Origin of the sequence: Colwellia sp. BRX8-9 (assembly GCF_014077245.1) — a bacterium.
Taxonomy (GTDB): Bacteria; Pseudomonadota; Gammaproteobacteria; order Enterobacterales; family Alteromonadaceae; genus Colwellia_A.
On the sequence record NZ_JACGVN010000006.1, the window covers coordinates 182,293 to 195,655 of the forward strand.

Consider the following 13,363-nt stretch of genomic DNA (forward strand, 5'->3'; position numbering starts at 1 on the left):
AAGAAGAAAGTTTTAAGGATTAAATTATGTTCCAGCCAGAAAAAATAATAGTTGCTGACGATCACCCTTTATTTAGACAAGCGTTATTAGCTGCGCTCGATGTTAAGTTTAATAAAACTCAGTGGTTAGAAGCACAGACAATCGAGCAACTTGAACAACAACTCGCTAATAATACCGACAGTGATTTAGTTTTGTTAGACTTAAATATTCCTGGCGCTCATGGTTTTAACACTTTAATTCATGTGCGTAATCATTTTCCGCAAATACCGGTAGTGATGATCTCGGCTCATGAAGATAACGATACTATTCGTAAAGCGATGGAATATGGCGCAGCGGGTTTTGTACCTAAATCGACGCCCGTTGAAACTATTATTTACGCGATTCAACAAATCTTAGCGGGAGAAGTATGGGTGCCAGAAAGCTTTGCTCAAGCGAGTAAAGGTGATGGAGAAAGTAATATTGCCGAACGTGTGGCGAGTTTAACTCAGCAGCAATACCGCATTTTAATGATGTTTGCCCAAGGCTTATTAAACAAACAAATTGCTTACGACCTTAATGTCTCAGAAGCGACTATTAAGGCGCATGCTACTGCTATCTTTCGTAAACTCAATGTTCGTAACAGAACGCAAGCCGTTATTGCTATTGCGCCACTGAATGTTGCTGAGCCAAATATTAATCACTAACCGCAACTATTAACTATTAACAATTACCAGTAATAGCAATGGGCTATTGCTTGCCAATTGCTTGTTAGCGCCCAACCCTCTAATTAATCACTCACAGCGGTTTGTAAAATCAATCATCAACAACCGTTGGTGATAACGATTACTCAGAATAATTATCTTGTAACTTCTTCGCTAGCAGTGCACTCATCATTGCGCGCAGCGCTGCTGGCTTAACCAGTTTTCTCATAAAGCCAACATCGGCTTTATGGGTTTTTTCTTCAATGTCACTATCGGTAGTCGCTGTAATTAATATTGCCGGAATATAATGATTACTGCTTGCACGTAGCGCTTTGATAAGGGTTAAGCCGTCTTGATTGTTATTAAGCTGGTAGTCGACTAATAAAATTTCAACTTCATTTTGATGCTGTGCAAATATTGCCATTGCCTGCTCAAAAGACTCAGCCGATAACACGTTACACTGCCAAGCACTGAGCAGTTCTGTCATGCCATTAAGTACATCAGGGTCGTTATCAATACACATTACCGTGACGTCTTTTAGACCTATTTTAGTGACTGGCTGCTCAATTTTAATATTAAATTGTCGATGTGCTTTGGTGATAGCGAGTGAGAACTTACACCCTTGCTGCTCTTTTGATGTTAACGACAGCGGGTGTCCTAATAATTGTGCAAAGCTTTGGGTAATATTCAGACCCAATCCTAAACCTCTGCTGGCATGACTTGGATTGTTTTCTAGTTGAGTAAATTGCTCGAAAACAATTTTTTGTTTTTCAAGCGGAATGCCTGGACCGTTGTCCAATACTTGCAGAATAACTTGCTGACCAACAGTTCGCGATCCTAATAAAATTTTCCCCGGACTGGCGTAGCGAAAGGCATTGCCAATTAAGTTCTGTAAAATACGGCGTAATAAATTACGGTCTGAAGTAATCCAAGCTTTACAAGAGACCACTTTAAATTCAACTTGATATTCAGCCGCCGTCGCTGAGAATTCTTGCGCCAAATCTTTAAATAAATCATTCACTGAAAATGTGGTGAGGTGGGTGGTGATATTACCGCTTTCAATACGTGCTATTTCAGCTAAGTCGGCCAGTAAGTCGTTAGCAACTTTTAAAGAATGATCGATGTTTTTGACTTGTCTTAATTGGCTTTCGCTTAAACTGCCTTGGCTACTCAAGGCTGAGGTAAATAATCTTGCAGCTTCCAATGGCTGCATTAAATCATGGCTGCAGGCTTTCAGATAGAGGCTTTTTTTAATATGTGCTTGTTCAGCCTTCTCACGAGCAGCATCTAAATCTTCATTGGTTTTTTCTAATTTTTTAGTACGTTCGGTAATAATGGCTTCTAAATCAACATTGGTATCTTTTAATACTCTTTCAGCATTTTTATAGGCGGTAACGTCAGAAAACAACATGACAAAGCCACCACCGGGTAAAGGGTTACCTTGAATTCTGATCACTTGGCCGTCAGGGTTTTCACGTTCAGAGCTGTGAGGGCTTCCGTTTCGTAAATACTCTAAACGTTTTTCAACTTGCCGACTAATTTCACCTTCGCCGCAAAGACCTCGCGTGGCGTTGTAACGAATAAGGTGCTTTATCGGGCAGCCTTTGTAAATTAACTCTTTAGGGTAAGAAAATAAATCAATATATTTATTGTTCCAAGCGACTAGTTTTAGCTCATTATCGACAATAGAAATACCATCACTGGCGTTTTCTATAGCGCTTTGTAATAAATTTTGACTGAATTTACGCTGCTGGCTCGAAGCATCTTCAACTAATACTGCAATTTCGTCTAGGGCAATATCGCGTCCATCTAAAGCCGAAGATAAGACTAAACGTGCTGAAGATGCCCCCATAACACTTGCCAGTGTGTTTTCAGTATGCAGTAATAACTGTTGATTATAATCTTGATGACTGACCTCTTTTTTCACGACACCTTGCTTAAAGTGTTTAAAACTAATTTTTGCTTTTCCCTCGCCAACAAAGCGCGAGACAAGCACTTCTAAATCACGTTCATCAATATGACGTTTTTTCTGTGAATTGAGTAGTTTAGGTGCTTGCCACTCTAAAAATAGCGATGCCTGTACCCGCTCTTGCACACTTTGGCGACTGACTTGTGATAATGCCCACATTACAAACATATTAACCGTTAAGCTAAGTAGGCTAACGGTGGTATTAGCCGATAATAAACCGCCGGTAAAAGGCTGCTCGTATAAGCCAAATTGTGGAATAAAATTAAGTAATAACCACATTGAAAAACCAATTAAAATACCCGCATATACTCCAGTTAAGCTTGCTCTTCGCCAGTAAAATGCCGCAACAAGTGCTGGGGTCAATTGCGCAAAAGCTCCAAAAGCAATTTCACCTAACGAGCTTAGCGTATCGGGTGAAGTCATCAAAAACACCCCGTAGCCCAGTAAAATAACTAAAAAAACGAGTGCTTTACGAATGTTAAGCAAGCGAATTCTAAATTCATCAAAATCGGTGTTTTTAGCTTTGCTAGCACGAAAAATATAAGGGAAAACTATTTCATTGCTCAACATCGTACTCAGTGCAATCGAAGAAATAATCACCATAGAGCTGGCAGCAGAAATAGCACCTAGAAAAGCAAACAGTGTTAACCAGGTTTGTTGTTGATGCCAAGGTAAAAATAAAACATAAGCATCTGAAGGGACACTATCACCCAAGAGCATTTGGCCCGCGATACCCAGTGGCGCAGCGAAAACCGCAAAAACTAATAAATAAAGCGGAAATATTTTTCGACTGAGTTTAGTATCTTTTGGGTCTTTAAGTTCAACGACCATGACTTGAAATTGTCGAGGTAAGGATAAAAATGCCGCCATAACAATAACTAACATCGCTAACATCGACATCATATTAGGAAAGTTAAGTTGCTGCTCTAACTGTAAACTTGCTCCTGACTTGTACCAAATGTCCATGGGCGAGTCGAAGACAAAAAAAGTCACAAAAATACCGACAGCAAGAAAGGCAAAAAGTTTGACTAACGATTCAAAAGCAATGGCAAGCATTACACCTGGGTGGCGCTCGGTAACATCGATGTGACGAATACCAAATATTACGGTGAAGCCAGCAAGTACTACGCTTGAAATAAGTCCAAAGCGCCAAGTCACTAACGTTTGTTCAGCTTGAAGTTGTTGAAAAGAATAGACAATAGCTTTTAATTGTAGAGCGATATAGGGCATGGTGCCGATTAAAGCGACGATGGTCACCATAATCGCTAGCTTGTGTGACTTGCCATAACGTGAGGCGAGTAAATCAGCGAGAGAAGTTAAGTTTAACTTTAAGCTAACACGCACAATACGTTGGATAAAAGGCCAAGCAAAAACAAATAATAAAATGGGTCCTAGATAGATAGGAATATGAGAAAGAAAGTTCGTTGAGGCCTGGCCCGTAGTGCCTAAAAAGCTCCACGACGTACAGTAAACGCCTAGTGTTAGCGCATAAATAATCCCCTGACTCTTACGAACAATTTTATGGCGGTATTTGTTTCCTAAATAGGCAATAAGAAAAAGCAGGCCAATATAACCAATACTCAATACCGACAATTGCCAATTAGGAAACATAATAAATCTCAATTTTTATTTTTATACTTCTACAATACCAAGCCTTTAAGCTAATTTATACAAAACTTGGTGGGTAATTAAGCGAAGTTTTTTAAGCCATTAACTTCAGGACATTGCATTTCAACAATATTGCGATATAATCGCGTTCGAATATCATTCGAACGAATAAGTTAAAGAGGTTGCTATGGCACCCGCACCAAAATTTAGCCTTGAAGAACAAGAGAAGTTAATTCTGTTTGCCGCGGTTACCGCAATAGAAAAAAGTAACTTATTAGATTTTTCAATGTCATCAATCGCCAAGTCTGCTGGCCTATCTATGGGGTCGGTCTATAAATTTGTGCAATGTAAAGAAGACTTGCTGATTGTCTTAGCAACAAAAATGTATCAAGAAAGGTATCGGGTTGTAAGTCAAGTGCTTGCACTGCCACTAACTACGCCAGAACGAATTATTGCTTTAAGCTTACTCGATTTCTCTAAAGTACAAATGTTTAGTTTTGATGATCAACTAGAAAGTATTGTTAATACACGCTCTATTATAAAGCGATGCTCACAACGCTGGCTTGATTATATGATTAATTGTAGTCGTGTCTGCGAGGATTCATTTAAAGTATTGTTGCAAACGGCAGTCGATACTAATGAACTACAGTCAGGCGTTAATGACATGGAGCAGATAAGTATTGGCGCATGGTCTTTAAATGTCGGTTATTTTCAAACGGTAAGATTACATCACAATAGAAACAGCAAACAAGATAGTGAAGCTCAAGAGGGTATCACTTCTTTATCAACAGACAATGTGCACATTCTTAATTTACAACGCTTTATCAATACCTTTGATTGGCGACAAAAAGTCAGTAAAGACGATATTGAAAAAGTAGCTATACAGCTAACTACGTCAGAGCTTAGATAACAACATGAGAAATAATAAAGGAAATACTATGAAAATCCGTCAATGGATTCTGATTATTCTAATTTTAGTTGCAGTGGTCAGTAGCTTGTATTTTTATAAGTCATCATTACAAGCCCAAGCATCGCAGGGAGTCAATATGCCTGAGCCTTCAGCAACGGTTAATGCGACTGAAGCGGTTCGTGTCGATTATCAAGAAATGCTGAAAGTCAGTGGTGAAGTACAAGCCTTTAAATCATTATCATTAAATAATGAATTCGCTGGGCAAATTACCTTGTTAAATGCACAGTCAGGACGCCTGGTGAAAAAAGATCAGGTACTTATTGAAATTGACCATCGAGATGAAGACTCGAAGTTAATTGCCGCTCAAGCACAGCTTACCTTAGCGAAAAAGACCTACAGTCGCTATCTTGTCTTAAAGAAAAACAATGAAATTAGTGCAGAACTTGTTGATCAAGCTGAAGCTGAAGTTGCATTGGCTAAGTCTGATGTAGCCTTATTAGAAACGATGATCGCCAAGAAAAAACTGAGCGCACCTTTTGATGCAAAAGTGGCCATTCACAATCTTGAAATAGGACAATATTTAGATAAAAACAGTCAAGTATTGACCTTGATTGGTATTAACGAATTTACCTGGATTGATTTCTACTTACCACAAGTTTATCAAGAGCTCGGGGTGGGATCTGTTGTTAACGTTCAACCGATGAATCAGCTTAAGTCATATCAAGCGATGATTATTGCCATTGATCCACAATTAAAACGGACTTCACGTAGCTTGAAGTATCGCGCACAAATAAAGTCTTCATTATTAGCATTGAAGCCTAATACCTTAGTCAGTGTTTATTCACCCATTGCCGCCGAGGCTTCGCTAATATCAGTACCTGATATCGCCATAACACGAGATCCACTAGGAAGTTATGTTTTTATACTTGAAGCTGAGGGTGAAGGTGCTTATCGGGCTAAAAAAGTTAAAGTGACTTTGGGTGATCGCAATGATGACCGGGTAATGGTGTTGTCAGGCCTCAATGAAGGACAATTAATTGCTACAAAAGGTGCATTTAAATTGTTCCCACAAATGAAAGTTTACCTCGCTGAGTCTTTGTCAGCGAGCACTGCTGATAAGAAATAGCGAGTTATGATGAAAAAAACTTCAAATCCAATTTCACACAGTAAAGCATCGGTAATGGATATTTTTGTTCGCCGTCCTGTTGTCGCGTTAGTTTTGTCTATTATTATTTGTTTAGCGGGACTTTGGTCAATCAGTAAGATCCCCGTGTTGCAGTTTCCAAAGATAGAGAGTGCTTCGTTAGTTATTGATACCTATTACATTGGCGCTTCAGCTGAAGTGGTGCAAGGTTTTGTTACTGAACCGATAGAGCGAGCTGCCGCAACGGTGCCTGGTGTTGAGTATGTTGAGTCTAAAACGACTTCAGGCAGCAGTAAAGTTACCGCGTGGCTCAACTTAAATGAAAATAGTACCTTAGCATTAGCGGAGTTAACCGCACGTTTAAGCCAAATTCGCTATGAATTACCCACAGGTGCGCAAGACCCCATAGTCTCGGTGAGTCGTGCAGATCGTCCTTTTGCTGTCTTCTATCTGAATGTTAATGCTAATGGTAATGACTTATCAAAAGTCACTGATTACTTAACCCGACAAGTTAATCCAGTTTTAAACGCCATAGAAGGTGTGCAACGTGTTGGTATTGAAGGGGCAAGAACGCCAGCAATGCGCATCTGGTTGAATACCGAAGCGCTTGCAGTGTTTAACTTAAGTTCGACAGAGGTTTACCAAGCATTAGCAACCAATAACAGTATTGCAACTATGGGCTATGCTGAAAATAGCCGACAGCGCATTGATATTGTTGCTAACAGTCAATTAACGTCAGTGACTGAGTTTGAGCAATTAGTGGTGGCAAATATCGACGGTGCTACCATTCATTTAATTGATATTGCTCGTGTTGAAATAGCGGCAGAAGATGCCAGCGTTACGGCAAGGCTAAATGATAGTGACACGGTTTATATCTCAATTTGGCCCTTACCTGGCGCTAATGAAATTGATATTGGCGATAGTCTTTATAGTAAAATTGCCGAATTGAATAAAACATTACCTTTAGGTATGTCGATAGATTTTGCCTTCGACGGTACACTTTATATGCGTGATGCGTTAAGTGAAATTTTCATTACTTTAATGGAAACTGTTATTTTAGTCGGCTTGGTCGTTGTCTTATTAATGGGGTCATTTAGAAGTGCGATGGTACCACTTATTACTATACCTATATCTATACTTGGCGCGGTAGCAGCGATGTCATTTATGGGTTTCTCGCTTAACTTATTAACCGTGTTAGCGATTGTATTATCGGTAGGTTTGGTGGTTGATGATGCGATTGTGGTGGTGGAAAACGTTGCCCGTTTAATGCGTAAAGGTTATTCAAAATTTGACGCTGCTTTAGAAAGTTCACGTCAACTACTTGTTCCCATTATTTCGATGACCTTAACGTTAGCTGCGGTCTATGCTCCTATTGGATTTTTATCAGGGTTAACCGGGGTTTTATTTAAAGAATTTGCTTTTACCTTGGCTATTGCGGTCATTATTTCAGGGATTGTCGCGATTACTTTATCATCGGTGATGAGCGCACATATCTTGCCTAAAGGTGGGGAAGAGGGGTGGTTAACACGAAAAGTGAATAAACTCTTTGATAATATTCAACAGGCTTATGGCAAATTACTGCAACGTATTTTTAAGTGGCAAGGGCAGGTTTTTTTAATTGCGGCTGTGGTTTCTTTGCTTTCAGTGCCTTTTTATTTGCAATCAAAGAAAGAGCTAGCGCCTGTTGAAGATCAAGCGAGTGTTATGTTTGTCGTTATGTCACCACCTGACTCTTCATTAGCGTACAACGTTGCTCAAATGGGACCTGTGGTGGAGACCTTACAAGAGATTGAAGGTGGTTTGAAAGTTTGGCAATTACTCTTTACTTCTGGTGGCTTTGGCGGCTTAGAGTTGGTCGGTGCTGACGATCGTAATTACTCTACACAAGAACTTATTCCAGAAATGTATGGCAAATTGGCGCAAATACCCGGTTTGAATATGTTACCTATATTACCCGGTTCATTGCCAACCGCGGGACAATTTGAAATTGAAATGGTGGTTAAATCTTCGGCATCCTACGCTGAAATGAAAAACTATGCTGATCAATTAGTGGGAGCAGCGTTTGCCAGCGGTGATTTTCTTTTTGCAGACAGTGATTTAAAAATAGATTTACCCCAAGTTGAGTTACAACTAGATCGCGAAAAAATTGCTGATTTGGGGCTTAATGTTGCTGATATTAGTCAACAAATGGGCATTCTATTGTCGAGTAACTTCGTTAACCGTTTCGATGCTAACGGTAAGGCATATCGTGTTATTCCAATGGTTGATAATAATATTCGGGGTAAAACTGAAGAGATCTTAGCGTTAAATATTAAGATACCTTCGGGAGAATTAATCCCCGTTTCGGCTGTTGCTGATTTAACATGGAAAACCGTACCGCGTGAACTATCAACTTTTGCTCAGCAGGCTTCATTTAAAGTTTATGGTGGCGTTGCGCCAGGCGTTAATAAAGAACAAGCGCTGTCAACACTAGAAAATGCGGCGAGAAATATGCTACCTACAGGTTACAGTATTGACTATGCCGGAGAATCACGTCAGCTTCGCAAAGAAGGCAGTACCCTAGTGATGGTATTAGGTGTTTCATTATTGATTGTATTTTTAGTTTTAGCGGTACAATTTAATAGCTTTAGAGACCCGCTTGTGGTGCTTTTAGGTTGTGTACCCTTAGCGTTGTCGGGAGCATTACTTTTACCTTATATTGAGTTAACCACCATTAATATTTATTCACAAATTGGTTTGATCACCTTAATTGGTTTAATCGCTAAAAATGGTATTCTTATTGTCGAATTTGCGAATCATGCTCAAATAGCTGGCGCCGATAAATTAGCGGCGGTTACAGAGGCGGCAACGACACGTTTGCGACCAATATTAATGACGACCGCGGCAACTATTTTAGGACATTTTCCTTTAGTATTGGTGACGGGAGCTGGAGCAGAAGCGCGAAACAGTATCGGTATTATTTTAGTGGCGGGTATGTTTATTGGCACACTATTCACGCTGTTTGTTTTACCGAGTTTCTATTTGTTATTCGCCGAGCGTCGACAGGCTTCAGTCGAAAATAGACCCGAGATGGCTATCGCTAAAAGCGAAGCTTAGTCACGGCTGTTGTTGCTTAGTAAAAAAGGGCGTTACTTTATCAAGTAACGCCCTTTTTTTAGGCAACAAACGCAGTTAATACTTTAAGGGGATCACTCGTCGCCACTGTTTCGTTGTTGAGGAATATCACTAAAGTACTGGACAAACTCTACTTCAAAGCCATTGGGGTCAAGAAAATATAAATTAGCTCGGTGTGTATGCTCAACGCCTTCTTTATGCACATCAAAGCCCGCCTTTACTAGTCTATTTTTTATTGCTGTTAAATTATCAGTCACAAAAGCAAAATGGGCTAAACCTACTTGATGTCCCAATAAATCTCGATTTTCTCCAATACCGTTATCGTTGAAAGTAAGGTATTGATAGTCGTCACCAAAGTGTACCCAATTGCGATCTACGCCAGACCATTGTGAAATGCCCTCAGCTCTTATTTTCCAATGAGGAAAGGCTGCTTGGTAAAATGTCAGTGTTTGTGGAATGTCGTTAACGACTAAATTTAAGTGTTCAATGTGTAGCATAAGTATCCTTGTTTACTAACAGTGAAAAAACGATGAAAACTCAGCTTAAGCTGAAGTAAAAGGTTATTTCTAATAAGCTTGAAATTATATTATGCCAATTAAGTCCTAATGGACAGGGTGAACACTGAAGAAGTGAATTTAATCATAGACAACCTTGCTAAGCGCTGGAGTGTAAAAGTATCGAGGTTACCTTTTTATCAAAAAATAATCTTCCTATGGTGGCTTAGCGTGATTAATTTGGGGGTGTAATAAGATGTCGTGGCGAATGATTGTTCAGATAATGAGTTGGCTTGGTGTTAGTCATGTTATCAGTGGTTGTTTTTATCAATGAATCGTTGTCATAAATACCATGACAACGATAAATTAACGACCTGCTACTTGTGGGGTTATCGGTGGTCTTAGTTAAGTGTTTGCGTATAAAACTCAGAAAAATATTTACCGCCCTTAATTTCAAGGATTAAACGTAATTTGTAGCTTTGGCCTTTATCTGCAACCAAACGACCAAGTGGTGTTTCGCGCTTCCAGTAATAAGGCGAGTCTTTCATGCCGAGTCGAAAGGACGTTGCTTGGTTTTCTTTATCGACGAGAAATAAAGTCGCGGTGTCGATAGGAAAAGTAGAATTAACGGTCGTTATACCCTTATCATCCATAACATTTACTTCAAATTCTCCTGATTTTAAAATACATTTTTGCTGACTAACGTCACAATGTCCAAAGGGAACTAATTCAAAAGCGCGCGCTTGACTAGCACTATTCTCTTCCCATAAATCAGCTAAGGCAAAGCCTAAAATGGTCAGGATAGGGGCAACGATAATAGCTGTTTTAGTGTGTTTGTTCATAAAGCTTCCTATGAGTATATGTTACTTCGTCATGCTGAATTTATTTCAGTTGTTTAACTTGAGATCTTGAAATGAATTTAGGATGACGCCGACTTAGCTAGTTAGGTTTTAGTTCTGCAGCCCACTGAGTCAGTTTAGTTTTAATCATAACGGCCATTTAGCCCGTTCGGTGTTAAGTATTATGTCTGCTTAAGCAGAAGAATTTACTCATTATATCGTAATAAGTAAATATAAAGCCCTATTTATACAAGTTAAATAGGGCTTTAGTATTATTAATCAAAAAGTTGTCGTAAGACTAATTAGTGATCATGTGCTGCTGAAACACCACCGTGCGGTGTACGGAAGTTTTCAACCATTTGTTGGATATGAGCGGGTGCTGGACCTGTTACTCTTAATACAGCGAAAGCAACTGCAAAGTTAACAGCAGCGCCGACTGCACCAAAGGCATTAGGAGAAATACCAAAGAACCAGTTAGGACCCATGTCACCTAGGAAAGAAGTGCCTGGGATAAACATAAAACCTTTGTGTTGGAACACGTATAACATAGTTACACCGATACCCGAACACATGCCCCAAACTGCTGCTGGACCACTCATCTTCTTAGCAAATATACCCATCATTAGTGCAGGGAATATTGACGATGCGGCTAAACCAAAGGCTAGCGCCACCGTTCCTGCGGCAAAGCCAGGCGGATTTAAACCAAGCCAACCAGCAACCATCACTGATATTGTCATCACAATTCGACCTGCGAGTAACTCATCTTTCTCTGACATGTCAGGTGTTAAAATACCTTTCAATAAATCGTGGGAGATAGAGGAGGATATCGCTAATAACAAACCAGCGGCAGTAGATAACGCAGCAGCTAAACCACCGGCGGCAACTAAAGCAATAACCCAGTTTGGTAAGTTTGCGATTGCTGGGTTAGCAAGTACCATAATGTCACGGTCAACTTTAACCATTTCATTGGTCGCTTTATCAGCAGTATATTGTATTTTACCATCGCCATTCTTGTCTTCGTATTGTAAAAGACCAGTTTTTTCCCAATCTTTAAACCATTGTGGACGTTCAGCATACTCAAGGTTCTGACCGGCTACGGGTTCAATAGTGTTCATTAGGTTTAAACGAGCCATTGCGCCAACTGCCGGAGCAACTGTGTATAACAAGGCGATAAAGACTAATGCGTAACCTGCAGATTGACGTGCAGCTTTAACTGAAGGAACGGTAAAGAAGCGCATAATAACGTGAGGTAAACCGGCAGTACCTATCATCAGAGATAGAGTATATGCGAACATATTTACTGAGCCGCCCATGTTATCAGTGGTGTACTCTTTAAAGCCTAATTCAGTAACAACTAAGTCTAATTTATCAAGTAAATAAACACCGCTACCGTCAGCCAACGTTGAGCCTAAGCCTAACTGTGGAATAGGGTTACCCGTTAACTGTAGTGAAATAAAGACTGCAGGAATGGTATAAGCAAAAATCAATACTATGTACTGAGCAATTTGCGTGTAAGTAATACCTTTCATACCACCCAATACGGCATAAACCCAAACAACGAACATACCGATGTAAAGACCTAAATCGTAATCAACTTCTAGGAAGCGAGAGAAAGCAACACCCACACCTTTCATTTGACCAATGATGTAAGTTAATGACGCTATGATTAAACAAACAACGGCAACAACACGTGCTGTTTTTGAGTAATAACGGTCAAAAATAAATTCAGGTACAGTGAACTTGCCGTGCTTACGTAAGTAAGGAGCAAGTAGCATGGCCAGTAGTACATAACCACCAGTCCAACCCATTAAGAAAACTGAGCCACCATAGCCAAGGAAAGAAATCATCCCTGCCATTGAAATAAATGACGCGGCACTCATCCAATCGGCACCAATTGCCATACCATTTTGTAATGGGGTAACACCACCACCAGCAACGTAAAAGTCACTAGTTGAACCGGCACGAGCCCACCAAGCAATACCAAAGTAAACGGCGAAAGAACCGAACACAGCAATGTATGTATAGAGTTTTAACTCATCCATTATGATTCCTCGACGTTATATTTTTTATCAAGATCGTTCATTTTTTTGGTGTACCAAAAAACTAAACCGACAAAAGTGTAAATTGAACCTTGCTGTGCAAACCAGAAACCTAGTTTGTAGCCACCGATACGTATTTCATTTAAAGGTTCTACTAATAGCAAACCGAACCCAAATGAAACGACGAACCAGATAACAAGACTTATAAATATTAGGCGCAGATTTTCTGACCAATATGTCTGTTTCTCTTCCATTATCCTCTCCTAGCAACTTAACTTATCTGGGTTTTAGCCCAGTTATTATGTGAAGCGTTTATTATTTTTTTACGCTTGATTTATCACCTGTTTTACCAATTAAGGCAGTAGTTACGTTTACTATTAATTCGGATCGCGATAAAACCAAAATCAAAATTCATAGTGAAATTTAACTATTATTGACACTAACAAGGTTTTTCGAATTGAGGTATTACACTTTAGTCTAGATTTTATACTTTAGGGTTGACGTAAGCGGGCTAAATACACTAAAAATAGCTATCTACTAAGTATGTTTTGTTAAAGGCTGAAAGA

General features: G+C 39.6%; 9 protein-coding genes. 4 read left to right on the forward strand and 5 right to left on the reverse strand.

Annotated elements, in window-relative coordinates; translation table 11 throughout:
• Window positions 1-23: 23 nt before the first annotated feature.
• Window positions 24-683: a response regulator gene (locus H4J70_RS07290; RefSeq protein ID WP_404842394.1), complete on the forward strand. Its 660-nt coding sequence runs from the start codon at window positions 24-26 to the stop codon at window positions 681-683.
• A 139-nt stretch (window positions 684-822) separates the two neighbouring features.
• Here H4J70_RS07290 and H4J70_RS07295 read toward each other — a convergent pair whose 3' ends face one another.
• Complete coding sequence (locus H4J70_RS07295) at window positions 823-4,260, reverse strand: PAS-domain containing protein (protein ID WP_182214542.1); 3,438 nt, start codon at window positions 4,258-4,260, stop codon at window positions 823-825.
• A gap of 184 nt (window positions 4,261-4,444) precedes the next feature.
• Between H4J70_RS07295 and H4J70_RS07300 the strand changes: the two genes are divergently transcribed.
• The 3 genes from H4J70_RS07300 to H4J70_RS07310 are packed head-to-tail and all read left to right on the forward strand — an operon-like array spanning window position 4,445 to window position 9,407.
• Window positions 4,445-5,167 (forward strand): TetR/AcrR family transcriptional regulator, encoded by a 723-nt coding sequence (locus H4J70_RS07300; RefSeq protein WP_182250812.1) that lies wholly within the window; start codon window positions 4,445-4,447, stop codon window positions 5,165-5,167.
• Window positions 5,168-5,195: 28 nt separating this feature from the next.
• Window positions 5,196-6,293: an efflux RND transporter periplasmic adaptor subunit gene (locus tag H4J70_RS07305; RefSeq protein WP_182214539.1), complete on the forward strand. Its 1,098-nt coding sequence runs from the start codon at window positions 5,196-5,198 to the stop codon at window positions 6,291-6,293.
• Between the two features lie 6 nt (window positions 6,294-6,299).
• Window positions 6,300-9,407 (forward strand): efflux RND transporter permease subunit, encoded by a 3,108-nt coding sequence (locus H4J70_RS07310; protein WP_259368013.1) that lies wholly within the window; start codon window positions 6,300-6,302, stop codon window positions 9,405-9,407.
• 92 nt (window positions 9,408-9,499) lie between these two features.
• Here H4J70_RS07310 and H4J70_RS07315 read toward each other — a convergent pair whose 3' ends face one another.
• The 4 genes from H4J70_RS07315 to H4J70_RS07330 all read right to left on the reverse strand — a co-directional run bounded on the left by H4J70_RS07315 (window position 9,500) and on the right by H4J70_RS07330 (window position 13,051).
• Window positions 9,500-9,922, reverse strand: a complete 423-nt coding sequence (locus H4J70_RS07315) for a VOC family protein (protein WP_182221347.1) — start codon at window positions 9,920-9,922, stop codon at window positions 9,500-9,502.
• Window positions 9,923-10,320: 398 nt separating this feature from the next.
• Entirely contained in the window at window positions 10,321-10,761 is a 441-nt protein-coding gene (locus tag H4J70_RS07320) for a hypothetical protein (protein ID WP_182221346.1), read from the reverse strand.
• Between the two features lie 299 nt (window positions 10,762-11,060).
• Window positions 11,061-12,800: a sodium:solute symporter family protein gene (locus H4J70_RS07325; protein ID WP_070375431.1), complete on the reverse strand. Its 1,740-nt coding sequence runs from the start codon at window positions 12,798-12,800 to the stop codon at window positions 11,061-11,063.
• Window positions 12,800-13,051 (reverse strand): DUF4212 domain-containing protein, encoded by a 252-nt coding sequence (locus tag H4J70_RS07330; protein WP_070375432.1) that lies wholly within the window; start codon window positions 13,049-13,051, stop codon window positions 12,800-12,802. Before H4J70_RS07330 ends, H4J70_RS07325 begins: the two co-directional genes overlap by 1 nt.
• Between the last annotated feature and the right edge of the window lie 312 nt (window positions 13,052-13,363).

Bases quoted from the DNA above. Each gene is read 5' to 3' on its own strand.
- H4J70_RS07295 (WP_182214542.1), bottom strand. From the start codon at position 4,260: ATGTTTCCTAATTGGCAATTGTCGGTATTGAGTATTGGTTATATTGGC.
- H4J70_RS07300 (WP_182250812.1), top strand. From the start codon at position 4,445: ATGGCACCCGCACCAAAATTTAGCCTTGAAGAACAAGAGAAGTTAATT.
- H4J70_RS07305 (WP_182214539.1), top strand. From the start codon at position 5,196: ATGAAAATCCGTCAATGGATTCTGATTATTCTAATTTTAGTTGCAGTG.
- H4J70_RS07310 (WP_259368013.1), top strand. From the start codon at position 6,300: ATGATGAAAAAAACTTCAAATCCAATTTCACACAGTAAAGCATCGGTA.
- H4J70_RS07315 (WP_182221347.1), bottom strand. From the start codon at position 9,922: ATGCTACACATTGAACACTTAAATTTAGTCGTTAACGACATTCCACAA.
- H4J70_RS07320 (WP_182221346.1), bottom strand. From the start codon at position 10,761: ATGAACAAACACACTAAAACAGCTATTATCGTTGCCCCTATCCTGACC.
- H4J70_RS07325 (WP_070375431.1), bottom strand. From the start codon at position 12,800: ATGGATGAGTTAAAACTCTATACATACATTGCTGTGTTCGGTTCTTTC.
- H4J70_RS07330 (WP_070375432.1), bottom strand. From the start codon at position 13,051: ATGGAAGAGAAACAGACATATTGGTCAGAAAATCTGCGCCTAATATTT.